The 26,062-nt window shown below is 41.7% G+C and carries 26 protein-coding genes, 1 tRNA gene and 1 riboswitch; of the genes, 20 read left to right on the top strand and 7 right to left on the bottom strand.

Going from position 1 to position 26,062, the window contains the following annotated elements:
- Positions 1–42: 42 nt before the first annotated feature.
- Positions 43–525: a YajQ family cyclic di-GMP-binding protein gene (locus ACH784_RS15600; protein ID WP_138478415.1), complete on the top strand. Its 483-nt coding sequence runs from the start codon at positions 43–45 to the stop codon at positions 523–525.
- Positions 526–636: 111 nt separating this feature from the next.
- A riboswitch (cobalamin riboswitch) is annotated at positions 637–805 on the top strand.
- A gap of 36 nt (positions 806–841) precedes the next feature.
- The gene (locus ACH784_RS15595) at positions 842–2,695 is read left to right on the top strand and encodes a TonB-dependent receptor domain-containing protein (protein WP_404391728.1); all 1,854 of its coding nucleotides are present in this window, start codon (positions 842–844) and stop codon (positions 2,693–2,695) included.
- A 69-nt stretch (positions 2,696–2,764) separates the two neighbouring features.
- Here ACH784_RS15595 and ACH784_RS15590 read toward each other — a convergent pair whose 3' ends face one another.
- From ACH784_RS15590 to gmk, 4 genes are all read right to left on the bottom strand, one after another.
- Positions 2,765–3,157: a RidA family protein gene (locus ACH784_RS15590; protein WP_138478434.1), complete on the bottom strand. Its 393-nt coding sequence runs from the start codon at positions 3,155–3,157 to the stop codon at positions 2,765–2,767.
- Between the two features lie 7 nt (positions 3,158–3,164).
- Entirely contained in the window at positions 3,165–5,285 is a 2,121-nt protein-coding gene (gene spoT / locus ACH784_RS15585) for a bifunctional GTP diphosphokinase/guanosine-3',5'-bis pyrophosphate 3'-pyrophosphohydrolase (RefSeq protein ID WP_404391725.1), read from the bottom strand.
- A 177-nt stretch (positions 5,286–5,462) separates the two neighbouring features.
- Positions 5,463–5,738: a DNA-directed RNA polymerase subunit omega gene (gene rpoZ, locus ACH784_RS15580; RefSeq protein ID WP_404391723.1), complete on the bottom strand. Its 276-nt coding sequence runs from the start codon at positions 5,736–5,738 to the stop codon at positions 5,463–5,465.
- A 102-nt stretch (positions 5,739–5,840) separates the two neighbouring features.
- Positions 5,841–6,464, bottom strand: coding sequence for a guanylate kinase (gmk, locus tag ACH784_RS15575; protein ID WP_404391721.1), 624 nt, complete (start codon positions 6,462–6,464; stop codon positions 5,841–5,843).
- 153 nt (positions 6,465–6,617) lie between these two features.
- On the opposite strand from gmk, the gene ACH784_RS15570 reads away from it, so the two are divergent.
- Together ACH784_RS15570 and ACH784_RS15565 are read left to right on the top strand one after the other, a co-directional pair.
- Positions 6,618–8,405: a GGDEF domain-containing protein gene (locus ACH784_RS15570; protein ID WP_404391719.1), complete on the top strand. Its 1,788-nt coding sequence runs from the start codon at positions 6,618–6,620 to the stop codon at positions 8,403–8,405.
- A gap of 66 nt (positions 8,406–8,471) precedes the next feature.
- On the top strand, positions 8,472–9,287 hold the full coding sequence (locus tag ACH784_RS15565; protein ID WP_404391717.1) for a substrate-binding periplasmic protein: 816 nt from the start codon (positions 8,472–8,474) through the stop codon (positions 9,285–9,287).
- Positions 9,288–9,351: 64 nt separating this feature from the next.
- On the opposite strand, the gene suhB is transcribed toward ACH784_RS15565, so the two are convergent.
- Positions 9,352–10,155 (bottom strand): inositol-1-monophosphatase, encoded by an 804-nt coding sequence (gene suhB / locus ACH784_RS15560; RefSeq protein ID WP_404391715.1) that lies wholly within the window; start codon positions 10,153–10,155, stop codon positions 9,352–9,354.
- A 245-nt stretch (positions 10,156–10,400) separates the two neighbouring features.
- Here suhB and trmJ point away from each other — a divergent pair, with 245 nt between their 5' ends.
- The 15 genes from trmJ (at position 10,401) to ACH784_RS15485 (ending at position 23,774) form a co-directional block, all read left to right on the top strand.
- Positions 10,401–11,129, top strand: a complete 729-nt coding sequence (gene trmJ / locus ACH784_RS15555; RefSeq protein WP_130254076.1) for a tRNA (cytosine(32)/uridine(32)-2'-O)-methyltransferase TrmJ — start codon at positions 10,401–10,403, stop codon at positions 11,127–11,129.
- Positions 11,130–11,311: 182 nt separating this feature from the next.
- The gene (gene iscR / locus ACH784_RS15550; RefSeq protein ID WP_058031051.1) at positions 11,312–11,803 is read left to right on the top strand and encodes a Fe-S cluster assembly transcriptional regulator IscR; all 492 of its coding nucleotides are present in this window, start codon (positions 11,312–11,314) and stop codon (positions 11,801–11,803) included.
- Positions 11,804–11,826: 23 nt separating this feature from the next.
- Entirely contained in the window at positions 11,827–13,041 is a 1,215-nt protein-coding gene (locus tag ACH784_RS15545; protein WP_404391713.1) for an IscS subfamily cysteine desulfurase, read from the top strand.
- 43 nt (positions 13,042–13,084) lie between these two features.
- Positions 13,085–13,468 (top strand): Fe-S cluster assembly scaffold IscU, encoded by a 384-nt coding sequence (gene iscU, locus ACH784_RS15540; protein WP_404391711.1) that lies wholly within the window; start codon positions 13,085–13,087, stop codon positions 13,466–13,468.
- 11 nt (positions 13,469–13,479) lie between these two features.
- On the top strand, positions 13,480–13,803 hold the full coding sequence (gene iscA / locus ACH784_RS15535) for an iron-sulfur cluster assembly protein IscA (RefSeq protein ID WP_058031048.1): 324 nt from the start codon (positions 13,480–13,482) through the stop codon (positions 13,801–13,803).
- Positions 13,804–13,902: 99 nt separating this feature from the next.
- Positions 13,903–14,427, top strand: coding sequence for a co-chaperone HscB (gene hscB, locus ACH784_RS15530; RefSeq protein WP_404391708.1), 525 nt, complete (start codon positions 13,903–13,905; stop codon positions 14,425–14,427).
- A 41-nt stretch (positions 14,428–14,468) separates the two neighbouring features.
- Positions 14,469–16,331 (top strand): Fe-S protein assembly chaperone HscA, encoded by a 1,863-nt coding sequence (gene hscA / locus ACH784_RS15525; RefSeq protein ID WP_404391706.1) that lies wholly within the window; start codon positions 14,469–14,471, stop codon positions 16,329–16,331.
- Between the two features lie 3 nt (positions 16,332–16,334).
- Positions 16,335–16,673, top strand: a complete 339-nt coding sequence (fdx, locus tag ACH784_RS15520) for an ISC system 2Fe-2S type ferredoxin (protein WP_058031045.1) — start codon at positions 16,335–16,337, stop codon at positions 16,671–16,673.
- Between the two features lie 227 nt (positions 16,674–16,900).
- The gene (locus tag ACH784_RS15515; RefSeq protein ID WP_404391704.1) at positions 16,901–18,331 is read left to right on the top strand and encodes an NAD-dependent succinate-semialdehyde dehydrogenase; all 1,431 of its coding nucleotides are present in this window, start codon (positions 16,901–16,903) and stop codon (positions 18,329–18,331) included.
- Positions 18,332–18,463: 132 nt separating this feature from the next.
- Positions 18,464–19,351, top strand: coding sequence for an NDP-sugar synthase (locus tag ACH784_RS15510; protein WP_404391702.1), 888 nt, complete (start codon positions 18,464–18,466; stop codon positions 19,349–19,351).
- 40 nt (positions 19,352–19,391) lie between these two features.
- The gene (locus ACH784_RS15505) at positions 19,392–20,462 is read left to right on the top strand and encodes a phosphotransferase enzyme family protein (RefSeq protein WP_404395296.1); all 1,071 of its coding nucleotides are present in this window, start codon (positions 19,392–19,394) and stop codon (positions 20,460–20,462) included.
- Between the two features lie 143 nt (positions 20,463–20,605).
- Positions 20,606–21,985 carry a Gfo/Idh/MocA family protein gene (locus ACH784_RS15500; protein ID WP_404391700.1) on the top strand — a complete coding sequence of 460 codons (1,380 nt, stop codon included), beginning with the start codon at positions 20,606–20,608 and terminating at the stop codon, positions 21,983–21,985.
- A gap of 106 nt (positions 21,986–22,091) precedes the next feature.
- A complete protein-coding gene (locus tag ACH784_RS15495) occupies positions 22,092–22,343 on the top strand; it encodes a hypothetical protein (RefSeq protein ID WP_404391698.1) in 252 nt (83 codons plus the stop codon).
- Positions 22,343–22,963, top strand: coding sequence for a nicotinamide riboside transporter PnuC (pnuC, locus tag ACH784_RS15490; protein ID WP_404395295.1), 621 nt, complete (start codon positions 22,343–22,345; stop codon positions 22,961–22,963). Before ACH784_RS15495 ends, pnuC begins: the two co-directional genes overlap by 1 nt.
- Positions 22,926–23,774, top strand: coding sequence for a phosphotransferase (locus tag ACH784_RS15485; RefSeq protein ID WP_404391696.1), 849 nt, complete (start codon positions 22,926–22,928; stop codon positions 23,772–23,774). Before pnuC ends, ACH784_RS15485 begins: the two co-directional genes overlap by 38 nt.
- On the opposite strand, the gene ACH784_RS15480 is transcribed toward ACH784_RS15485, so the two are convergent.
- Positions 23,771–23,953 (bottom strand): helix-turn-helix domain-containing protein, encoded by a 183-nt coding sequence (locus tag ACH784_RS15480; RefSeq protein WP_404391694.1) that lies wholly within the window; start codon positions 23,951–23,953, stop codon positions 23,771–23,773. The two genes, ACH784_RS15485 and ACH784_RS15480, sit on opposite strands and share 4 nt — an antisense overlap.
- Positions 23,954–24,199: 246 nt before the next feature.
- Here ACH784_RS15480 and ACH784_RS15475 point away from each other — a divergent pair.
- Positions 24,200–24,274: transfer RNA gene (locus ACH784_RS15475), tRNA-Arg, on the top strand.
- Positions 24,275–24,303: 29 nt separating this feature from the next.
- Here the strand turns inward: ACH784_RS15475 and ACH784_RS15470 are convergent.
- On the bottom strand, positions 24,304–26,010 hold the full coding sequence (locus ACH784_RS15470; RefSeq protein WP_404391692.1) for a hypothetical protein: 1,707 nt from the start codon (positions 26,008–26,010) through the stop codon (positions 24,304–24,306).
- Between the last annotated feature and the right edge of the window lie 52 nt (positions 26,011–26,062).

Below are 26,062 nucleotides of genomic sequence, written 5' to 3'. Positions count from 1 at the left end.
TGCTTGTTATAATCAGCCCATAACATGATTAGGAGATAGATAATGCCATCATTTGACATTGTTTCTGAAATTGAAATGACAGAAGCTAAAAATGCGGTAGATAATGCAAACCGTGAACTTGAAACCCGCTATGACTTTCGTGGTGTAGATGCATCAATTGAGCTTGCAAACGAAACAATCACGCTAAAAGCAGAAGCTGATCAGCAAGTTATGCAGTTATTCGATATCATTGCTGCAAAAGCGTCAAAGCGTGGCTTAGATGTTTCAAGCCTTGAACTAAAAGACATTGAGCGCTCTGGTAAATATGTGTCACGTAAAGTTGCACTTAAACAGGGTATTGATAAAGATATGGCGAAGAAAATCGTTAAGCTTATCAAAGACTCAAAAATCAAAGTACAAGCGTCTATTCAAGGTGAAGAAGTTCGCGTAACAGGTAAAAAGCGCGATGATTTACAAGAAGTAATGCAGTTGATCCGTACTGGTGAGCTAGGTCAGCCTTTCCAGTTTAAAAACTTCCGCGACTAATTCAATTCAGTCAGTATTAAAGGGCGGACTACGCCCTTTAGATTTCTAGACGTCCATTGCCTTTTTTTCATTATTTGTGCACAATAGCGCCTCTTTTCAAGGTGCTCGATTTATGGTGAGAAACACCAAGATACCTAATTGAATGAAATCGAGATAATCGGGAAGTTGGTGAATATACACGGGAAAGTATGTAGTCCAACACTGCCCCCGCAACGGTGATGTTTTAATCTTTCATGATTAATACAAAGTCCGGAGACCGGCCTTGAACTAACTTACTTGTTGTTACTTGTGCGGTGGGCGCAAGTTTGGAAATACTATGCTTAAAAAATCTTTGTTAGGTGCCGCAATTACAGCTGCACTGTCATTTTCTGTTGCAGCTGAGCAAGCTCAGCCTATCGAACGTATCACGGTTACCGCGAATAAATTCTCTCAATCTATTGATAGCGCACTTGCCGCAGTGAGTGTTATTGATAGAGCTCAAATTGAGCAATCAAATGTCAGAGATCTTCCGTCTCTATTAAATACATTGTCAGGTGTCGATATTGTTCGTAATGGTGGCTATGGGCAAAAAGTGAGTGTTTTTGTTCGTGGTGCAGCCACCAAACATACACTTGTATTAGTTGATGGTGTGCGTATTAGCGATGCGAACTCTGGCGATGTGTCTTTTACTAACATTCCTGTAAATAGTATTGAGCGTATTGAAGTAGTTAAAGGCGCTCGCGCTGCAATTTATGGCTCTGATGCCATTGCTGGTGTGATCAACATTATTACGCGTGAAGCTCAACAGCATCAAGTAAACGTGACAACGGGTGCGCATAACTATTTTAATCTACAAGGTACGACTAAATTTAGTCGTGATAACTTAGATGTGAGCGTTAACTTTGGTTTTGAGCGCACTGATGGTTATGACGTAATTGCCAAAGATCCAGAAGCGACAATCGGTAAAGATCATGATCAGGACGGTTACCTAAATCGCAACTTAGGCGTTAATTTAAACTACGATGCTGGTCAGTTTGGTGTGTTTAAAGTCATTGGCCAGTTTAGCAGCGGCCAAGCAGATTATGATAATGCTTGGGGCAACGATGCGTATAACTTCGAAAACTTTACGAGTAAGTTAGGCTGGGAAAAGAAAACAGCACAATTTACTCACACTGCTGCAATTAGTCTTTCGCAAGAAGAAAACACACAAACGGGCACTGATGCTGAAGATGTCTACAGTACAGACCGAACAGAATTAGAGTATCGAACTCTATATACTCTTAATGATGAGGTGCAATTAACAGCTGGTGCGAATCTGTTAGATGAAGATTTAAGTGGTTCTAGTGCTTCATTCTCTGAAACGTCTCGTGATAATCAAGCTGTTTTTGTCGGTGGCTTTTATGATGACGGCAAGTTTTTAGCAAGCTTAGTTACGCGTTCTGATGACTACGATTTTCATGGTCGAGCAAACACCTATAGCAGTGCTTTTGGTATCAAAGCGAACAAGTATGTGAGCATGCATTTCAACCACGGTACTGCATTTAGAGCGCCTTCTTTAACTAATGCTTTTGTGAAAGACAGCCCTTGGTATCTACCAAACCTAAATATTAAACCAGAAGAAGCAACCAACAATGAGCTAGGTCTGAGTGTAACAACGGATTCTGTTCGTTATGAACTTGCGATTTTTAGTAATCAAATTGATAACCTAATTTCTAATCAATATGACGCAGATACAGGCAAATACATTCCTTACAATGTTGACAGTGCAACGATGAAAGGTGCTGAGCTGAGCTTAACGACTTCGGTATATGGTTTTGATCACAACGTAAACTTAACCTTCTTAGATGCTAAAGACGATACGAAAGGTACAGATCTTCCTCGTCGCCCAAGTAAGTCATTTAACTACACAATCTCAAAGTCATGGGAAAAGTTAAACGTTAATGCGAGTATGCAATATCGTTCGGATAGACCATCAATTTCTTTCTACAACACAACTTTACCATCTTATACTGTATTTAATTTAGCAGCTAACTATGCGTTATTTGATGCATTGGAGCTCAATGCTCGAGTTGAGAACTTAACTGACAAGTCTTACTTCACGGCGGGCTCAGGTTTTGCGAAAAGTGGAGAATTACTAGGTTATGTACCTTTAGGGCGTCAGTTATACGTAGGTGCAACTGTTCAGTTTTAACCTCTAACGGTACTTAAAAAATAAAAAAGCCAGTCAATGACTGGCTTTTTTGATTACAACTTTTATCAATTAGTTTGTCGAAGGCAATTCCATGATGCCGTCAATCTCGATTTGCACACCTTTAGGTAATTCTCTTACACCGATAGCTGCACGTGCAGGGTATGGCGTTGAGAAGTGTTGGCTCATGATCTCATTTACTGTTGCGAAGTTACTTAAATCAGTCAGGAAGATATTTACCTTAACCATATCTTGTAAGCGGCCACCTGCTGCTTCACACACTGCAGTAAGGTTTTTAAACACCTGTTGTGTTTGCTCTGCAAAGTCTTCAGAGATCACTTCCATCGTTTCTGGCACTAATGGGATCTGGCCAGACAGGTATACAGCAGTACCTACTTTAACCGCTTGGCTATATGTGCCGATAGCTGCAGGTGCATTGTCTGTTGAAATAATTGCTTTGTTCATAATAATCCTACTTTTTACGGTATACACGTTGAACGTCAGGCATAACCCTGATCTTACGCATCACATCAGCGACGTGAACACGGTCCTTAACCGTGATACCTAAATCAATGATATATAAGTTACTTTCTTTTTCGTCAGTGGCAATTTCGACGATATTTGCGTTGGTACTCGCCACTACACTGGTTAATTTTGCAAGCGTACCTTGGTGGTTGATGATTTCAACTCTAAGACCTGCAATATACTCTTTCTCTGGGTTGTCATCCCATTTTACGACGAAATATTTCGAACGTTCGCTTTCCCAGCCTTTAATGTTTTTACATTCTTGGCGGTGAACGTTTAGGCCCTTACCTTGGCTCACATAAGCAGTAATGGCATCACCAGGTACTGGACGACAGCATTTCATGTAGTTAACTAGCATGCCTTCAGTACCAATGATCGCAGCTTTTGCTTTTTTAGCTAGGTGTTCAATACTGCCATCATCTTCGTCAAGATTATCATTTTGCAATAAGCGCTTAGCGATGAGCATGCTCATGATGTTGCCACAGCCGATCTCAACTAGCAGTTCAAGCATGGTTGAAAGCTTGTGCTCTGCTAGTACACGATCAATTTGCTCTTGCGAAATATCACTTAATTGATATTCGCCAAGGGCTGAGTCGAGTAAGCGACGGCCTAACTCTAAGGCTTCCTCTTCGCGCTGGCTCTTAAGGTAGTTACGAACTCCTAAACGCGCTTTACCTGTAACAATGAAGTTTAACCAAGTGGCATTTGGGTGAGCGCCAGAGCTGGTAATCACTTCTACTGTTTGACCGGTATCGAGCGCTTTACTGAGTGGGTAAGGTTTACGATTTACACGTGCGCCAACACAAGTATTACCAACATCGGTATGCACCGCATAAGCGAAGTCGACGGCAGTGGCACCCATAGGGAGTTCTACAATGCGGCCATCTGGCGTGAATACATAGATTTCTTCTGGGAATAGTTCAGTCTTAACGTTTTCAACGAATTCAAACGATGAACCCGCACTTTGTTGTAATTCAAGTAGGCTCTGCATCCACTGACGAGCACGCTGCTGTGCAGTGTGACCCGCACTGTCGCCAGCTTTCTTATACATCCAATGCGCAGCAACCCCTTTGTCAGCCATTTGGTCCATATCGTGGGTACGAATTTGGATCTCGACTGGGATACCATGTGGGCCCACAAGTGAAGTATGTAGAGACTGGTAACCGTTAGTTTTTGGTACGGCAATATAGTCTTTAAAGCGGGTTTCGATTGGCTTATATAAGTTATGTGCTACACCCAGCACACGGTAACAGGTGTCTAGGTTATCAACTGCAATACGGAAAGCATAAATGTCCATAACTTCATTGAACATCAATTCTTTATTGAGCATTTTACGGTAAATGCTGTATAGGTGCTTTTCACGGCCACTGACATTTGCTTGAATACCAGCTTCTTCAAGACGAGATTTTATCTCATTTTGAATATTGCTGATCACTTCTTTACGGTTACCGCGAGCTTTAGCAACTTCTGATTTTAAAGCGCGATGGCGCATCGGGTAAAGTGCTTGAAAACCTAGGTCTTCTAATTCATTTTTTATGTCATGAATACCAAGGCGATTCGCAATAGGTGCAAAGATTTCCAGCGTTTCACGGGCGATACGGCGACGCTTATCTGGGCGAAGTGCGCCAAGCGTACGCATGTTGTGGGTTCTGTCGGCAAGCTTAATCAGAATAACGCGGATATCTTGCGTCATCGCCATGATCATTTTGCGATAGTTTTCAGCTTGGAATTCTTTTTTATCTTTAAAGCTGAGTTTATCTAGCTTACTTACACCCTCTACAAGCTCCGCGACTGTATTGCCAAAAATCTCGGCAAGATCTTGCTTGCTGAAGTCGGTGTCTTCAATCACGTCATGCATGAGTGCCGCCATGAGGGTTTCATGGTCTAAACGCATGCTTGCGAGAATTTGAGTCACTTCAACTGGGTGAGTGATATACGGCTCGCCACTAGAGCGAGTTTGCCCTTCATGGGCTTCACGCGCCACCACGTAGGCTTTTTGAACCAGTTCTACGTCAGCGGGGGAAAGGTATTCTGAGATCTTTTGCTTCAGGCCTTCAAAAAGATACATTCACACTCCAATGTTCCAGTGAAGTAATATGATGCTATGAATATACGATGAATTATCAGAGAAACCAATGGCTAGCTGTGACTTTTATGTCTACGGAGAGTAATTATTTTGTTATTGACCAACAAAAACAACAAAGCCAGCATTAAAGCTGGCTTTGAGTATGAAGTGCAGGGGGTCTTAGCTGTTACCGCCAACAATTGCAGCAACCGCAGCAAGCTCTGCAGCTTCTTGGTTTTGTTGCTCTTCACGATCGATCATATCAAGAGACGTGTTGTTCACAAGTCCTTGTTCGATCTCACGTAGAGCGATTACAGTTGGCTTATCGTTTTCAGCATCAACCATAGGATCTTTACCACCTACAGAGATCTGACGAGCGCGACGCGCCGCTACTAGGATTAAGTCAAAACGGTTACCAATTTTATCTACTGCATCTTCTACAGTTACGCGAGCCATCGAAGCACTCCAAAGTTATTCATGTCGAATTGGTAAGTTTACTTGATGCAAACCAATTCTCCAATAGGTGGTTAAAAATTTATCTTGTATAAATAAAAGAGATTAAGCTAACAACTCAGCGATTAAGCTTTGATGACGGTGTTTTTGAGCATCCAGTTCAAGGCGAGCAGCCATAACAATATGCTCTAGTTGCATTAGAGCTGTATCAAAATCATCATTTACTAATACATAATCGAATTCATCATAGTGTGAGCTTTCTGATTTTGCTTCCGCCATGCGGCCTGCGATCACTTCTTGAGAATCTTGTCCGCGGTTATTTAAGCGATTTTCAAGTTCGGCTTGCGACGGCGGTAAAATAAAGACCGTTTTTACTGATGGCATTAATTCACGAACTTGACGCGCGCCTTGCCAGTCAATATCTAAAAACACATCAATGCCTTGCTCAAGTTGAGATTCTATTGCTGCTTTTGAAGTGCCATAGAAATTTTCGAAAACTTGCGCCCATTCAAAAAAGTCGCCCTGATCAATCAAGGCTTTGAATTCACCTACACTAACAAAGTGGTAGTGCTCGCCATTGTTTTCACCAGGGCGAGGACCGCGAGTGGTGTGAGATACTGACACTTTAATATCAGCATGTTTCTCTAAAAGTGCTTTGATCAGGCTTGATTTACCAGCACCTGAAGGCGCTGAAAGAATAAATAAATTACCGCGAGTTTGTGATGTCATAATTAAATCTGTGGCTTGAAACGTGGTTTGGTTTCCAAACAAGTATTTTAAACCCTGCAAGTTTAATTGGCTAGAACAGATTTCGAGCGCAATAAAATTGTCATACAGTGGTTGTAAACTAATCAGATACTGTTTCTGTTTTGGTGATCTGCAGTGGAGAATGGTCGCATAGAGGCGTTTAAAATTGACGCGCAGAGTTTACAAACAATTTTAGACGAACGCTTGGTTGAACCTTTATTTCAGCCAATTTGTGATGTTGCGCGACAAACTATTTTAGGCTTTGAGGCACTTAGCCGAGGTCCAAAAGGATCTGAGCTAGAATCACCAAACACCTTGTTCGCTGTAGCACAGCGTTTTAATAAACTCTCTGAATTAGAGCTATTATGCCGTGAAAAAGCGATAGAGCGCTTTGCCGAATTAAACTTGTCGGGCAAATTATTTCTAAATGTCAGCCCGAATACATTGTTAGACCCTAATCACCCAAGAGGTGAAACCCTGCAGCTTATTCAGCAATATGGCTTACAAGCCAACCAAGTTGTCATTGAAGTGACCGAACAAGATAAAGTCGATGACGGCTTTTTGTTGTTAAAAACCATCGGTCATTACCGTAAATTAGGTTTTAACATTGCCATTGATGATTTAGGTGCCGGTTATTCAGGGTTAAAACAGTGGTCAGAGTTACAGCCTGATTTTGTAAAGATAGATCGCTACTTTATTGATCATTGCGATCAAAGCTTGGTTAAGCGAGAGTTTTTAAAGTCTATTATCGAGCTTGCCAAAGCAACGCGTACAGCTGTTATTGCTGAGGGAATTGAACGCGCTGAAGAATTAGCACTAATCACCCAGTTGGGAATTTCCAATGCGCAAGGATTTCTAATTGCACGACCCGCGCATGCTCCATTAAATACATACCCAAATACCTTAAAAGAGTCGAGCCAAACACAAGGAAATGTGATGCATCGAGGTTTAGTTAAAACAATTGGGGAATTAACACATGTCACCCCAGCGGTATTAAATGGCGTATTGTGTCAAGACGTACACCGCGTTTTTGAAAAAGATAAACAGTTGATGAGCCTTGCAGTGGTGGATGATTATCAAACCCCTGTAGGCTTATTGCATCGTGATCAGCTAACAGAAGTATTTGCAGCGCCTTATGGTCATGCTTTATATGCTAAAAAGCCTTTAGCTTCTCTCATGGACAAACAGCCTTTAATTGTTGATGAGCAAACTCAGTTAGATGAAGTCAGTCAATTAATTACTGAACAAGACTTTGATATTCGTCGTCACATTGTGGTGACGCAAGGCGGAAAGTATTTAGGTTTGGTACCACTTAGAGCGATTTTAAAACACATTACCGAAGAAAAAATTCGTAATGCCCAGCATGCAAACCCGCTCACTATGTTACCGGGTAATGTTGCAATTAACGAAGCCATAGAGCAGCGCCTGTTGAGTAAACAAGATTTTACTTTAGCCTATATCGATTTAAATCACTTCAAGCAATTTAATGACTTATATGGTTATGCCAGCGGTGATGGGGTGATAAAGCTGCTAGCAGATGTGATAAGTCAGTGTTGTGCTGACTTTTCTGGATTTGTTGGACATATTGGTGGTGATGACTTCATGGTGGTGTTTGATGGCGATGATGCCGAACCACTTTGCAGAGAAATCATTAATGAGTTTGAGTTGAAGTCTAAAAGCTATTTTACCGCTGAGCATGTCAAAGCTGGAGGTTATTGGGCTACAAACCGAGAAGGACAGCAGCAATTTGTGCCTTTACTCACACTGTCAATTGGCTTGGTGTCACCGCATGTTGATAGCTGTCATAACAGTCACCAAGTTGCGGCGCTAGCAACAGATGCTAAGAAAGAAGCCAAGCGTTATCGCAACAGCTATTTATTTGTGGCAAATAAGCGTCGACCAACGGTGGCGATTGTTTCTTAAACAGAAATACTTGAGTCATGGCTCTATTTTGGGTAGCTTAGAAGAAAATGAGTGGGAGCCCACTATATGCAGAGACTCATCAATTTTTTCATTATTATAAGTATTTGTGCTGCTTTTCAGCTTCAGGCTGTAGAAGTTGAAACAATAAAAGTCGCGAAAGAGCCAAGAAAGCTGTATGAGCGAGATCATTACCTTTACGAGTTACTCGATAAAGCATTAAAAGCTGCAGATGCTGCTTATCAATATGAACATGTGATGGTCCACCCACACCAACAACGTACTCTGATGGCGCTGTCGTCAGGTAAAGTTGACCTACATTGGAGTATGACCAGCCCAGACCGTGAGCAAATCGCAATAGCCATTCCTGTGCCTTTATTTAAAGGTTACATAGGCAAGCGGGCGATTATGGTTAAGAAAGAGCGGCTTACGCAATTCGCAGAACTTAGCAGTATTGAGCAATTGAAAGCATTTACCGCAGTACAAGGGCATGATTGGCCAGATACTAAAATATTGGCATATAACAACTTGCCGATAAAACCGCTCTCTAATTATCAAGCCATGTTTAAATTATTAGCTGCGGGTAGAGTAGACTACTTCCCTCGTTCTTTTATTGAAGTGAATTCTGAACTTGAAGAAAACCCAGATAAATTCGTGTTATTGCCCGATGTATATTTGGAATACCCAACAGCGTTTTATTTTTTCGTCAATAAAGCAAAACCACAATTGGCGGATGATCTAAAGCGTGGTTTGAATAAATTAAAAAATAGCGGTGAATTTGATGCGTTATTTTCGCGTTATTTTGAAAAGGACTTAGCGCGTTTATCTATGTATCAGCCTGATAAGGCCATTAGCTTAAAGAACCCGTATTTCAATGCCGAATAGATTATTCTCAGCAAAACAAAAAAGGAGCCGATGGCTCCTTTTTTAGGCCTAACATATATGGCTATTACTTAAGTAATGACTCAGTTAATGTCGGGCGAATTTCTTTTACGATTTGTTGGCAAAGCTTAGGTGAACCACACACAATGTTACCGCTCTTGGTGTAGTTAGTACCGCCAGCAAAATCTGTGATCATACCGCCAGCTTCTTTAACTAATAACTCACCTGCTGCTGTGTCCCAAGGCTTAAGACCGATTTCGAAGAAACCGTCGATACGACCAGCCGCAACATAAGCCATATCTAATGCAGCAGAGCCTGCACGACGAATATCAGCAGTGTGAACAAATAGCGCTTTAAATGCATCAGTGTATGCATCGATGTGGTGCTTTTGCTTGAATGGGAAACCAGTCGCTAGCACAGTGCCTGCAATTTCGTTGTTTTTAGCAACACGTAAACGCATGCTGTTTAGCTGTGCACCTTGACCACGAGAAGCAGTGAATAGCTCACTACGTACAGGGTCGTAGATAACTGCTTGGTCTAAACGGCCTTTTACTTTAAGTGCGATTGAGATGGCATAATGAGGAATGCCTTTGATGAAGTTTGTTGTGCCATCTAATGGATCGATAATCCACTGGTAGTCAGCATCTTTACCCTCGGTAACACCTAGTTCTTCACCCACAATTGAGTGCTCAGGATACGCTTTTAAAATCGTTTCACGGATGATAGCTTCCGCTTCTTTATCTACGTTAGTAACAATATCGTTGCTGCCTTTTTGTTGGGCTTCAACACGTGATAAATCTTCACTTGCACGTAAGATCACTTTAGCTGCATTACGCGCAGCGCGTACCGCAATGTTTAACATTGGATGCATAGCATTACCTTTGGGTTGTAAAAGAACAGTATAAATTCGTTGCCTACTGACAATGCAGCAAGCACAGGACGGCGTATTCTAGCGATTTTTGCCTTAAAGTAAACCCAAAAAATAAAATAAAATTGTTGTTTTTTTAACCGCGTTGAAATTGCTATTAAAAAATATAAACGAAGATTTTTGAGTGGCAGAAAAAGGCTGTGGTAAACTTAGCCAATTATCAATTTTCGTCGTATAGGCTTAGTGAAATGGCATTAGAAGATATTCGTATTGTGTTAGTTAACACCTCTCATTCTGGCAATATTGGTTCAGTTGCACGTGCAATGAAAACCATGGGGTTATCAAAACTATATTTAGTTGACCCGGCTTGTGAGGTGGATAGCCACGCCAGTGCCCTTGCAGCTGGTGCAACTGACGTATTAGGTAATAGCGTGACGGTGAGCAAGTTAGAAGAAGCCATTGCTGACTGTTCACTAACAATTGGTACAAGTGCGCGTTCACGTACCTTATCTTGGCCAATGGTAGAGCCAAGAGAGTGTGCTCAAAAATTGGTTGATGGATCTGAAAGCGGCCCAGTAGCTTTAGTTTTCGGTCGTGAAAACAGTGGCTTGACTAATGAAGAACTGCAACTTTGTAACTACCATGTGTGTATTCCAGCTAACCCTGAATACAGTTCACTAAATCTTGCGATGGCCGTTCAAACCCTTACCTACGAAACGCGTATGGCGTTTTTAGATAAGCAAGACAAGCCTGTAGAAGAAGACGATGCAGTTTACCCAAGCTCTCAGCAAATGGAGCTGTTCTACGAGCATTTAGAAAGCACATTGAAAGAAACAGGCTTTATAATCAAACAGCACCCAGGCATGGTAATGACCAAGCTTAAACGTCTGTTCAATCGCGCCCGCCCTGAAGATCAAGAGCTGAATATTTTACGCGGTATTTTGACTTCAATTAACAAGTCGACAGGCAACAAATAACACTTGCTTATTTTTTGTTTAATACTTGACTAATTTAGTCGGGTAATTACAATGAGCAGTACTTGAGTAAAATACTCAGGTATTGCACTTGTTACTTTAGTGGTAAGTGTAGTGAGTAATACTTGACTATCCTAGTCAGGTAATTAAAATTCACCACCTGATAAAACGCTGAGGGGGCAACAATGAAACTAACATCTAAAGGCAGATACGCAGTCACAGCGATGCTCGATGTTGCTTTGCACGCCGATGTTGGCCCAGTTCCTTTAGCTGATATTTCTGAAAGACAAGAAATATCATTATCTTACCTAGAACAATTATTTGCTCGATTACGTAAACATGGCTTAGTGAGCTCTGTGCGCGGACCGGGCGGCGGCTATTTACTTGGCCGAGATTCGCAAACTATCTCTGTAGGTGATGTGATTAATGCAGTCGACGAGTCAGTTGATGCAACGCGTTGTCACGGTGAAGGCGGCGGTTGTCAGAACGGCATGCGTTGTTTAACTCACACACTATGGTCTGATTTAAGTGAGCGTATTGCTGAGTTTTTAAATAATATTTCCCTAGCTGAGTTAGTCGCCAAATCTGATGTGCAGTCAGTCGCTTCTCGTCAAGATAGCGCTGTTAAAACTGCCATAAAGCAACTAGATAACATTCAAGTGAGCTGTCAACTTTAAGTTGGCGTCAAGCGGAGAAACCAATGAAATTACCGATATACCTAGATTATGCAGCAACCACTCCGGTTGATCAGCGCGTTGCAGATGAAATGATGCAATGTCTGACTATGGATGGCAATTTTGGTAACCCAGCATCACGTTCGCACCGTTTTGGTTGGCAGGCCGAAGAGCTAGTGGACCAAGCGCGTAACGATATCGCTGATTTAATCAATGCAGATCCGCGTGAAATTGTTTTCACTTCAGGCGCGACAGAATCAAATAACCTAGCAATTAAAGGCGCTGCTAACTTCAATAAGAAGAAAGGCAAGCACATCATCACGGTTAAAACTGAGCATAAAGCCGTTTTAGATACATTCCGTGAGCTAGAGCGTCAAGGTTTTGAAGCAACTTACTTAGACGTTGAAGAAAACGGTTTACTTGACCTTAAAAAATTAGAAGCAGCAATGCGTGATGACACAGTACTTGTGAGCGTGATGCACGTGAACAATGAGCTAGGTGTTATTCAAGATATTACGACCATCGGTGAGATGTGCCGTGAGCGCAAGATCATGTTCCACGTAGATGCGGCGCAAAGTGCGGGTAAAGTAAAAATCGACTTACAAGAGTTAAAAGTTGATTTCATGTCTTTCTCTGCGCATAAAATCTATGGTCCTAAAGGCATTGGTGCACTTTATGTTCGTCGTAAGCCTCGTGCTCGTCTAGAAGCACAAATGCACGGTGGTGGTCATGAGCGTGGTATGCGCTCTGGTACGTTAGCGACTCACCAAATCGTTGGTATGGGTACCGCTTTCCGTATTGCTAAGCAAGATTTCGAAAAAGACCATGCGCACATCAGCACGCTTCGCAAGCGTTTACTTGATGGCTTGATGAGCATGGATGAAGTGTATTTCAACGGTGCGATTGATCAATCAGTACCAGGCATTTCAAACATCAGCTTTAACTTTGTTGAAGGTGAGTCATTACTAATGGCTGTAAAAGACATCGCGGTTTCTTCTGGTTCTGCATGTACTTCAGCAAGTCTTGAGCCATCGTATGTATTACGTGCACTAGGTCGTAATGACGAGCTAGCACATAGCTCAATTCGTTTCAGCATCGGTCGATTCACGACTGAAGAAGAGATTGATTACACTGTTGAGTTACTTAAAAACTCAATTGGCCGTCTTCGTGAAATGTCTCCACTTTGGGAGATGCACCAAGAAGGTATTGATTTAGATAGCGTTGAGTGGACTCACCACTAATTTAACGTGTAGCAAGTTTATAGCGGGTAGCGAGGAAAGAATTATGGCGTACAGTGATAAAGTAATTGATCACGTAGAGAACCCAAGAAACGTAGGTGCTCTTGATAAAAATGATCCAAGCGTTGCAACAGGCATGGTGGGTGCACCTGCATGTGGTGACGTGATGAAGCTGCAGATCAAAGTATCTGAAGAAGGCGTTATTGAAGATGCTAAATTCAAAACTTATGGTTGTGGTAGTGCGATTGCATCATCTTCACTGGTAACAGAGTGGGTGAAAGGCAAAACATTAGACGAAGCAGCTGAAATCAAAAATACAGATATTTCTGCTGAGCTAGAATTACCACCGGTAAAAATTCACTGCTCAATTCTAGCTGAAGATGCGATTCAAGCTGCAATTGCAGATTACAAAAGCAAACAAGCTAAATAAGAGAGAGCGGCATGGCAGTAACATTAACTGACGCGGCAGCTAATCGCGTTCAGACATTCTTAGCTAATCGTGGCAAAGGCATCGGTCTTCGTTTAGGTATTAAAACGACGGGCTGTTCAGGCTTAGCTTACGTATTAGAGTTCGTAGACGAGTTAGACGAAGGTGATGAAGTGTATGAGCATAATGGTGTTAAAGTCATCATTGATGCGAAAAGCATGGTTTACCTTGACGGTACAGAGCTTGATTACACGAAAGAAGGTCTAAACGAAGGGTTTAAATTTACTAACCCGAATCAAAAAGACGAATGTGGCTGCGGCGAAAGTTTTACAGTGTAACTGACCTTGCTGTTGTTAACAAAGCCCTGCCTTGGTAGGGCTTTGTTGTATAATATCATTTAGCATAATAATTTTAGCGCTTTTGAATGAGTTAACCTAATGCATTACTTTGAATTGTTTGATATTCCCGTTTCATATGATGTTGATCTAAATGCTATTAATACCCGCTATTTAGAATTACAACGTATTGTTCACCCAGACCGATATGCCGGAAAAAGTGAACGCGAAAAACTGCTGGCTGTACAAAAAGCCGCAGAGATCAACGATGCATTAGCAGTGTTAAAACACCCAGTGAAACGTGCTGAGTATATGTTGAGCGAAAAAGGAAAAGACATTCGCGCTGAGCAGCAGACTTTACAAGATCCGATGTTTTTAATGCAGCAAATGGAACTGCGAGAAGCGCTAGAAGATCTTCCGCAGAGTAATGATCCTGAAGCGGCTATCGAAGATTTTGAACAAGAAATTAAGCTACTTGATAAACAATATTCAGCACAACTCGCATCACAACTAAGCAGTGATGACGATGCACAATTAAATGCTGCAGCTGATAACATTCGAAAGCTAAAATTTGTATACAAATTGCGTGATGAATTAGCACGCATAGAAGACAGTTTATTCGACTAAACCAAATTGGTTTACAAACGAACCTAAAAACGTAGAGCACTATGGCACTATTGCAAATTGCTGAGCCGGGGCAGAGCGCGGCACCTCATGAACATAAGCTAGCTATTGGCGTTGACCTTGGTACCACAAACTCTTTGGTTGCGACGGTACAAAGTGGCGAAGCCAAAACCCTAACAGATTTTGATGGCTCAGCGATGTTGCCATCCGTGGTTCGCTATGAAGCTGATAAGATCACAGTGGGTCAAGCTGCCGCTGCGGCATCAGCAGAAGACCCGACTAATACGTTAATTTCAGTAAAGCGTTTCTTAGGCAAATCTCAAACTGAGATTGAACAAAGTTATGGGCAGCTGCCTTATGAGTTCGTTGAAAATAATGGCAGCTTAGCTATTAATACTGTAGTGGGTGCAATCAACCCAGTACAAGCATCTGCCGAAATTTTAAAGTCACTTAAAGAGCGTGCAACAGCAAGCTTTGCTGGTGAAGAGATTAAAGGTGCAGTGATCACAGTACCAGCATACTTTGATGATGCACAGCGTCAAAGCACCAAAGATGCTGCAGAACTTGCCGGTCTAAATGTTCTGCGTTTATTGAATGAACCAACAGCTGCTGCCGTTGCTTATGGCCTAGATTCAGGTCAAGAAGGCGTGATCGCCGTTTACGATTTAGGTGGCGGTACATTTGATATCTCTATCTTACGTTTAAATCAAGGTGTATTCGAAGTATTAGCAACGGGCGGTGACTCAAGCCTTGGCGGTGACGATTTTGACTCTGCACTTGTCGCACATTTTAAAGAACAAACGCAAATTAATGACTTAAATAATTCAGAGCTGCGTTTATTCATCAATAAAGCTAAAGCCTGTAAAGAAGCGCTATCAAGCTACGAAACCGTTAATGTTGGTTTAGAGCTACGTGGTACAGCTCACACTGTGACAGTAACACGCGCTCAGTTTGCCGAAATGGTGATGCCGTTAGTGAAAAAGACATTACGTGCTTGTCGCCGTGCGGTAAAAGATGCTGATGTATCGCATGAAGAAATCTTGCAAGTTGTTATGGTGGGTGGTTCAACCCGTATGCCAGTTATCCGTGAGCAAGTTGAAGTTTTCTTTGATAAAAAGCCACTGACTTCTATTGACCCAGATCGCGTGGTTGCAATCGGTGCTGCGATCCAGGCAGATATTTTAGTCGGTAACAAGCCAGATTCAGACATGTTACTGTTAGATGTATTGCCACTCTCTCTAGGTCTAGAAACCATGGGTGGACTGGTTGAGAAAATTATCCCGCGTAATACCACGATTCCAGTCGCACGTGCGCAAGAGTTTACCACGTTCAAAGACGGTCAAACGGCCATGTCATTACATGTATTGCAAGGCGAGCGTGAGCTGGTAGATGATTGTCGTTCACTGGCTAAATTTAGCTTAAAAGGTATTCCAGCAATGGCAGCTGGTGCAGCGCATATTCGCGTCACCTTTAAAGTGGATGCTGATGGTCTGTTGAGCGTTTCGGCGATGGAGAAATCAACGGGTGTGCAAGCTGAGATCCAAGTTAAGCCGTCATTTGGTTTGTCTGATGATCAAGTTGCACAAATGCTGAAAGATTCAATGAGCAATGCTAAAGAAGATATGCAAGCGCGTATGTTGAAAGAGCAACAAGTTGAAGCGCTTCGCGTATTAGAAGCATTAGAAGCTTCTCTATCAACAGACAGTCAATTATTAAATGATGACGAATTAGCTGCACTTCGAAGTGAAATGCAAAAGCTGGCTGATTTACGTGAAACTGCGACATCACCAGATGAGATTAAAACGGCCATTGAAGCTGTAGATGCGGCAAGCAGTGAATTTGCTTCGCGCCGTATGGATATGTCAATTAAACAAGCCCTTACAGGGCAGTCTGTAGACGAGGTATAAGTAATGCCACAGATTATTTTCTTACCCCATGAAGAGCTTTGCCCAGAAGGTGCGGCAATTGAAGCAAAAACAGGTCAAACTGTACTGGATGTTGCTTTAAAAAATGGTATTTCAATTCCTCATGCCTGTGAAAAGTCATGTGCATGTACAACCTGTCACGTGGTGATCCGTGAAGGTTTTGACTCGTTAGAAGAAAGTGACGAGCTAGAAGATGATATGCTAGACAAAGCATGGGGTTTAGAGCCTGAATCACGTCTAGGTTGTCAGGCAATCATCAACGATGAAGACTTGGTTGTAGAAATTCCAAAATACAACCTGAACATTGTGAATGAAGATCACTAATACCAATCCTCCTAATTAAGCGATCTATTTTGAGGCAAGTAAAACTGTTCGTTAGCAAGGCAAAAATTTTGCTATTTAGTTGTTCTAAATAAGAAATTTTTAACGAAACTAGCGTCATTTTTAGTCCCTCAAAATGATTGAGTATTATTGAGGATTGGTATAATAGATTTTGATTATGAAAAACCCGTAGTCTTTACTGCGGGTTTTTTTGTTTAAGGAGACAAAACATGTATTGGCATAAGGCGTTAAATAACTCAATTATTAATGGCAAATCGTATCAAGGTAGCGATACTTTCACCGTAAATAACCCAGCTAACGAGCAGTTGATTGAAACACTTTCATCGGTTGATATGGCAGGCTGTCAGCAGGCATTAGATGCTGCCATTACATGTTTTGAAGCGCTAAAATCAACAACTGCTAAACAGCGTAGCGATGTGTTATTAAAATGGCATAGTTTGATATTAGAACATAAGCAGGCATTGGCTGAACTTGTCACCCTTGAGCAAGGTAAGGTTTTAAAAGAATCTTTGGCTGAAGTTGATTACGCTGCGGGGTTTGTAAGATGGTTTGCAGATGAAGCGCACCGTAGTTATGGTGAAATTATTCCGGCCAATAGTCCCACTCAACAGCTGTCTGTCATTAAGCAGGGAGTTGGCGTGGTATTTGGCATTACGCCATGGAATTTTCCGCTGGCGATGATCACCCGAAAAGTTGCGCCGGCTTATGCTGCGGGATGTAGTTTTATCCTAAAGCCATCTGAATTTACACCTCTAAGTGCATTGGCGCTGTGCCAACTTGCATTGCAAGCGGGTATGGAAACGGGCGCTTTTCAAACCTTAGTCACAGAAGATGCTGCACAGCTTGGCGCGTTTTTCTGCGAACATAAGCAAGTTAGAAAAATTACGTTTACCGGTTCAACGCGAGTCGGGCAAATTTTGTTATCGCAAAGCGCCCAGTCAATTAAGCGAGCTTCTCTCGAGCTCGGTGGTAATGCGCCTTTTATGGTATTTGCAAGTGCTGACATTAAAAAAGCAGTGCAAGGGTTGATGGTGGCCAAATTTAGAAATGCGGGACAAACCTGCGTCGCTGCCAATCGAGTGTTGGTGCAAAACGCGTGTTTAGATGAGTTTTTAGCAGAATTAAAGCAGCAAACCGCTCGGTTAAAAGTGGCTGATGGCTTTACTGGAGATGCCGATTTAGGCCCATTGATTAACACACAAGCAAAACTAAAAGCACAAAGCTTGGTTGAAGATGCTGTTGCGCAAGGCGCCGAGGTTGCTTACCAAGGTGAAGAGAAAGCAGGGCAGTTTATGGCGCCTATCATTCTGACCGAGGTAAACCAAAGCATGGAGATAAGTCGAAGTGAAATCTTCGCGCCTGTGGTTGCCATTCAAACTTTTGAAGATGAAGATCAGGCACTCACTATGGCTAATTCGGTTGATGAAGGCTTAGCAGCGTATTTTTACTCGCAAGACATGGCACAAGTTCAGCGTGTAGCGAGCAATCTAGAATATGGCATGGTGGGGATTAACGAAGCACTTATCTCAAACCCAGTCGCGCCATTTGGCGGGATGAAAGCATCTGGCCTTGGTCGAGAAGGGGCAAAGCAAGGCTTAGAGGAATACCAAGAAGTTAAATATCTCTGCCAAAGTTTTTAATTAAACACGCCCTAGTGAGAATGCATTGGCATTCTCACTTTGTACCACTAATGTGTATACAATTTTTCGCTGATTATCTAACCTAAAGCTGGTACACTCTTGCGCCTGTTAATTTTTAGTCAGCAATTTTAAATGGCAACAGAGCAAAATAATTTAACGCTTGTGGTGCTAGCCGGTGGGCTTGGCAGTCGATTTGGTGGTAACAAACAAATTACCCCTCTGCCCAAACTTGAGCGCACCATTATGGAGCTGAGCATTGAAGATGCATTCAGTGCAGGCATCAAGCAAGCGGTATTAATCATTAATAAAGCCGTTCGTGCAGAATTAGAGCAAACAATCTTGCCGCGTCTCCCAAAGACGATGCATATCACTTTGGTTGAACAAAGTATTGATATGTTACCTTCTGAGTTTAAACATTTAGCCGAGCATCGAACCAAGCCATGGGGAACAGGTCATGCATTGTTATGTGCAAAGCCTTACTTAAATGGCCCGGCTGTTGTTATTACCGCTGACGACTATTATGGACCCAATGCCTATAAACAAATGGTTGAGCATTTTAGTCAATCGCAAGATGATAGCTGTATGGCAATGGTGGCGTTTCCAATTGAGAAAACGCTCTCTGAGCAAGGCGGAGTGAATAGAGGCATTTGTGAGGTTGAGCAACAAACACTCAAGCAGGTTACTGAAACTTTGAACATTCATCAAACTGATCATGGTTTGGTGGGAGAGGTCGAAGGTGAATTGCGTCAACTAGACAAGCAAAGCCTTGCTTCAATGACTTTTTGGGGCATTACATCCTTCTTGATGGCTAAACTTGAAAATGATTTTAAAAAATTCTTAGAAGCTTATGACAGCGATGTCAAAAAGGAGTACTATTTACCTAATTGCATCCAAGCTTGTATAGAAAGTAATCTCATTTCAGTGAGTGTTTACTCAGCAACTGACTTTTGGTTTGGTGTAACATTTAAAGAAGAACTAGAAAGCGTAGCAGGAAAAATTTATGAACATCGTCAAGGATGAGCAAACTATCACGCCCATTACACCAGTATCAGAGGTGACTATGACTAACACTGCGATAGCTGAGCATTTGTCGCAACAATTCGGCTTAGACGAAGAAACTGCCACAATGAAACCCATTGGTAGTGGCCATATAAACACAACTATGTTGTTAAAAGATCAACAGCGCGCTGTGGTTGTGCAGAAGCTTAATACTGAAGTATTCCCAAACCCTGAGCATTTAGTTGAGAATGCGCGAGCGATAGAACAACACTTAACGCAAAAAGCAGACAATAATGATTATGAGTTAAAGATAATCAAACATTTACCAACAACTACCGATGACTATTTGGTCAATGTCGATGGTGGTGTGTGGCGTGCGTTAGAGTTTATTGGTAAGAGTTACAGCGAAGATGTGGTGAGTTGTCCAGAAAAGGCTCAAACTGCAGCGAATGCCTTTGGCCAATTTGCACAGGCATTGTCAGACTTTGATGCACAAGTACTGCATCATGTTATTCCTGACTTTCATAATCTTGCTATGCGAATTGCTGCGTTCAATGACAAGCTTGAAGCGGATAGTCAAAATCGAGCTGAAAAATGCCAAGAGGAAATTGCGTTTTGCCAAGCGCAATTTGGTCTTGCAGATGAGCTTGAGTCTGTATATGGCAGCATTCCGCTTCGTCCATGTCATAATGATACCAAGATCAATAATATGTTGTTCTGCAAGGAAACTGACGGTGCTCGTTCAGTGATTGATCTTGATACTTGTATGCCAGGCTATTGGTTGTTTGACTTTGGTGATATGGTGCGTACTTTCTGCTCGCCTGAAGAAGAAGATTCTACAAATCTCGATAATGTGCGAGTACGAGAAGAGATTTTTGCGGCTTTAGTCAAAGGCTATGTGGCACCGTTAGAAAATGAGCTAACTCCAGAAGAAAAGCAAAGCTTTTTACTGGGGGCGAAAGTAATGCCATTTATGATTGGCCTTCGCTTTTTAACCGATTACCTAGATGGTGATAATTACTTTGCGACTAAGCACAGTGAACACAATCTGTATCGAGCTCGCAATCAATTTAAGCTATATCAAGATGTGGTTGCGAAAGAAGCCTTGCTTGAGCAATTAATACATAGCTAATTTGATAAGCAAAAATTAGATAAAAAGCGCCATCGGCGCTTTTTTTGTGCCAAAACAAAATAGGAACATATATTGGTCGCAACTGAATGACAGCGCTTAACTTATTAGTTAGGGTGAGATTGTTACAAAGAGGAAAAATAATAATGAAGCAACTAAATAGACGTGACTTTCTAAAAGCGGCAGGTGTTGCAGCTGCGGCAAGTGTCGCTGCGGGGTGTGCGCAAACATCAAACTCAAGCACTGCATTTGTACCGACTCAAAAAGGTAAATCGGTTATTGGTCTCATAGCACCAAAAATGGACGTGGTCAGAGTCGGGTTTATCGGCGTTGGTCAGCGAGGTTATGGCCATGTACGCCGTATGAGCCATATTGAAGGGGCTGAAATTGTCGCAATTTGTGATACCCACGACGAGGTTTTGGAACGTTCTGCCAATTACCTTGTTGAGCGAGGCTTAAAAAAACCAGCATTGTACCGAGGTGCGGATTTAGCCTATCAAGATATGCTAGCCCGTGATGATATCGATATCGTGATCATCTCAACACCTTGGAAGTGGCACGCGCCAATGGCCATTGACACCATGAATAGCGGAAAGCATGCGTTTGTGGAAGTGCCTTTGGCCCTGACAGTCGAAGAGATGTGGGATATTGTCGATACCGCAGAGCGCACTCAGAAAAACTGTATGATGATGGAAAACGTCAACTATGGTCGTGATGAGTTGATGGTGCTTAATATGGTTCGTCAGGGACTATTCGGTGAATTATTGCATGGCGAAGCCGCTTATATTCATGAACTACGTTGGCAGATGAAAGAAATCGAGCATAAAACGGGTTCTTGGCGAACGGGTTGGCATGCAAAGCGTGATGGTAACTTGTACCCAACACATGGCTTAGGTCCTGTTTCTCAATATATGAACATTAACCGTGGTGACCGCTTTGATTACTTAACCTCTATGAGCTCTCCGGCGTTGGGTAGAGCGGCTTATGCACAACGAGAATTCCCAGCTGATCATCAACGTAATCAATTGAACTATATTGCCGGTGATATGAATACTACTATGATCAAAACCGTTAAAGGTCGTTCGATCATGGTACAACACGATACAACCACGCCAAGACCTTACTCTCGTCATAACCTTATCCAAGGTACAAATGGGGTATTTGCGGGGTTCCCGAATCGTATCGCACTTGAAAAAGGTGGCAATTTAGGTAATTTCCATGAGTGGGAGCATGATATGACCCCGTGGTATGATAAATATGATCATCCGCTGTGGAAGAAAATGGGCGCAGAAGCAGAGCGCAATGGTGGCCATGGTGGTATGGACTTCCTAATGTTTTGGCGTATGGTTTATTGTTTACGCAACGGTGAAGCGTTAGACCAAGATGTCTATGATGGCGCAGCTTGGTCTGTGATTTCACCACTGTCGGCTCAATCGGTGGCAAATCGCAGTGAATCTATTAGTATTCCAGACTTTACCCGAGGCGCGTGGAAAAATGCCACGCCATTAGGTGTTGTTGGCGCATAAGCTAATTTGAGCGCGTTTAATCGCGCTCATTTATTTTTATCTATTACTTATATTTCAACGTTATCACGCGCTACAATAGTGACAAGTACCTATTAGGAGTCACGACATGCAGCTATCTGTTGAAATCAGCAAATATCCACTTCACTCTGATTACACCCCGTTTATCAAAGCTTTTATTGAGCGCTTAAATACACATCCCGAACTTAAGGTGTTAACGAACACCATGTCTACCCAAGTATTTGGTGAATATGATTTGGTTATGACGGTACTACAGCAAGAAATGAAACGCTCTTTTGAAGAGTTTGGCAAAATCGTGTTTGTTTGTAAGTTTATTTCTGGAGATTTATCGCCACAATGATTGAATTTTTAAGCGCCACATTTTCTGGTTTTACCGCTATGTCGGGCTGGGAATATATCGCTGTGCTGCTCTCGTTAGCTTATGTTTTGCTTGCTGTGAAAGAGAGTCAATGGTGTTGGCCTGCGGCCTTTATTAGTACATTTATTTATACGGTTATGTATTGGAATGGCGCGCTTCTTATGGAGTCGGCGTTAAACGTTTACTACATGATTATGGCAGTGATCGGTTGGCGAATGTGGCAGCAGGGGCAATTAAAAGTTGTCGCGCCTATTGTATCTTGGTCCTTATCTCGGCATATGCTCATCATTGGTGCCACCACGCTAATATCTATTATTATGGGTTTTGTAATGGATAACTATACTCATGCAGAATTAGCTTATTTAGATAGTTTTACTACGTGCTTTGCTGTCATGACGACCTACCTTGTTGCTAAAAAAGTGCTAGAAAACTGGTTGTATTGGATCATTATTGATGCAGCTTCTATGTATCTTTATTTTGTAAAAGGGTACTACCCAACATTTGTTTTATTTATCTTCTATACCTTTATGGCTTGCTGGGGCTATAAACGCTGGTACGAAGAACATGAACAAAGAAACGGGCAGCCACTTGCTAGCCTTTAATATGAGAGACTTGCCAAGTGGGGTTGAAAAGTTTTTAAAGGATACTTTTCCTCAGCAGCAAGTCGAAGCTAGCTATGAATTAACGGATGGGTTAAGTAATAAAAATTACTTAGTTGTCATTGAACAAGAAAAGTTCGTACTAAAGCTGTACCAAAGTACTTTCCCAAAACAAAGTTTACTTTTACAAACTCGGCTCTCGCAGGGGAGTGACAATGTACAGAAGGTTGTTGCATGGGATCAAACAACCCAGTCGGCTATATTTAATTATGTTGAAGCGCTCCAGCAAGACTTAGATAAAGACGCTATTGTTCACCTCACCCATATACTTGCACATATTCACCAGCTTGCAGTTAATAATACTTCAACTGTCTTAAATTTAAAGCAGGCCTTAAATAGCTTGCATCAGTTATTTAAGCTGAAATTCACTCGTGAATTTGATTTTGCAATGGGGTCATTTTCGAGATTCCCTGAAGACATCGGCTTTTGCCACAATGATTTAGTGAAAGAAAATTGCATTGCTTCAGATACGGGAGTGGTGGTTATTGATTTTGAATATGCTTCGCGAGGAGATATTTATTTCGACCTAGCAGCTTTAGTCACTAGCTTTGAGTTAAAAGAGGATCAGATAATGAATATGTTGCAAGCTTACTATATTCAAAAAAAGCACATTATGCCTAGTTATGCGAGCAGAAAGCTAACTGCTTTTAGGGTGGTATATTTGCTGTTATGTATAGCTTGGTATGAAGAACGAGGTGAAGCAGAAAAAGCTGCTTCACATATTGAACACTTAAAAGCGATCGAAATAATTTAAATACCACCAAGACGCTTAGCAAGTTCCTTATACTTTTCAACGTCAGTTTGGTCAAATACCGGATCACCTTGTGCGTCTTCGCCTCTAGCGATCAACAGGTTTTCACGAGCAAGTCTTTTCACTCTTTCCACTTTCACTTCTAAAAACTCAGCAACTTGCTGCGTGGTCATTTGGCTCATAATAGCTTCCTCTTGATGTGTTAAGCTTTTATTGTTGTTTTTACCGCATTACACGGTGCTTTATGTTAATAAAACGTAGTAGTTTGCTGTCTATAATACTGGTAAATTAAAATCTAAGCATAGTCAAAAATGCAAAAAATCGCTAAAAAGCATTAATATTTTCGATTTTAGTTTGTTATTTAATCAGCCGAAAGTGAAATGCTAGTATTTGTAAGTGAATGACATTACTATATGGCTCGTTCGTGTGCTCTCGTGGTGAAATGGATATCACGTAGCTCTCCGGAAGCTGAGTTGCAGGTTCGATCCCTGCCGAGAGCGCCATGAATATACACAACGCTTTTACTAATACCTTAAAAACGATTCTTTACTGTAAATAACCACTGCACGCTATCAATATTGTCTTCTCGGTCAATTGGCGCAGCGACATCTAAGTGTAAAACTGTACCGGCATTGGCTCTGCTTGGTGCCAGCCTTAAACCAAACCCTACATTTTTTAGCAGTGAATTATTGGTTTCAACTTGAGCTTGTCCGGTAACTTTACCTGCATCGAAAAATATGGCGCCACCGACTTTGAATAATTGTAGTAAATCATACTCCCAGTAATATCGCTTTTCTAAATTCAGCAGAACACTTCGGCTACCTTGTTGATAGTTTAGCGGGTAACCTCGTAACCCAGTTTCGCCACCTAATACGAGTTGGTTATCAGCCGTTAAATTTTTAGCATACTTTAGTGATAAATTGGCAAACCAAGACTGCTGTATACTGGTATTAAGATAATATTGAAAGTTTACAGCACTGATGAAGTTTCGCGCTTCATTTTGATCAGTATTCCACTCGCCTTGAATACTTGTGTTAAATCGCCACAAGCTTCGCTCGGTTGTATAGTGCGCTTTGCTTGCTGAAAATTGATAAATGAAATGACTGCTATCATCTACCCAGTTGCTAGATGAGTAGCCGAGCTTGGCCTGAATATTCCAACCTAAATTTAAATCCTCTGTACGGTAAATTGAATCAAAATTGCGCACCTTAATATAGTCATCTTGCAGCCATTGTCCTTGCAAATAAGGGTAAGTGACAGCTCGATTTTCCGCTACTGCTAGAAAAGAATAAGGGGTTGCAGCAAAGTTTTGTTTTTCGCTGTGTAGGCCGACAATATATCTATGTGTCCATTGTTTTGGGGCTTGTACTGAAAATCCGTAATAAGCATCTGTGATTTCAGTGTCTTGTAAAAATTCAGAAACAGTTTCGTTTCTAGAATAAATAGACTCGATACGTTTGTTGGCATAGGTATAAAAACCATAGCTATGTGTTGATTTTATTGAGTAAAACGGTAGATATGCACCTAAGTAATGCCTTTCACCGTCTGAGTTATCCGCATACTCTAAACGGCCTCGGTAGCGGCTAGACAGGATTGCAGGGTCGTCATAAACAAATAAATAGCCTGTTCGGTCTTTGTCCTCTGTTGCTGTAAAAGAAAGCCTTTTACCATAACCCAGTAAATTTGTTTCGCGAAAGCCTAGGCGTGAGGAGTTTTCACCCCCACTGCGACTAAAGCTAATGTCAGGAAGTAAGGTCCATAAATCTCTTGTAACAACCGTCACATGCACTTCGTCTTCACACGTCTCTTCTGCATAAATTCGAGCATCGTAAAGGTAGCTTTGTTGACGTAATAATCGTTCCGACTCTTCTAATTCTTTAATCTCGTATTTTGAACCTTGGCTAAATAATAAGGTGCTTAAAATAACTTCTGGCTCAGTGGTAATGTGCGCATGATTTGCAAAGCGAAATAAAAAGTTATCTTCTTCTGGTAAGCTAGTATCGAAGACATTTAATTGTTTTAAAGTGATTTTAGTTATGCGTTTGTTATCAGCTTCTTTTGGGAAAACTTGCTGAGTGTCGAGTTGACGCTTTAGGTTGATGTCTTCATTGCTTTCTTGGCGTTGATTGCTGCAGCTGTTTTCTTGAGAGTCGAATATACTTGGTTCTGCAAATGCAGTACCACTGATAAAAAATGTAGAGTATAAAAGCAATACGGGCTGACAATACCTTGTGAACACTACCTTCCTCCTGCTGTTTATCCTCTTTTATATCATTATATTAAGCAGAAAA

The sequence above is a fragment of the Pseudoalteromonas phenolica genome (assembly GCF_044788725.1).
GTDB classification, from domain to species: domain Bacteria; phylum Pseudomonadota; class Gammaproteobacteria; order Enterobacterales; family Alteromonadaceae; genus Pseudoalteromonas; species Pseudoalteromonas phenolica_C.
The sequence above is the reverse complement of the archived record's forward strand: the minus strand, read 5'-3'. Positions and strand labels throughout refer to the sequence as shown.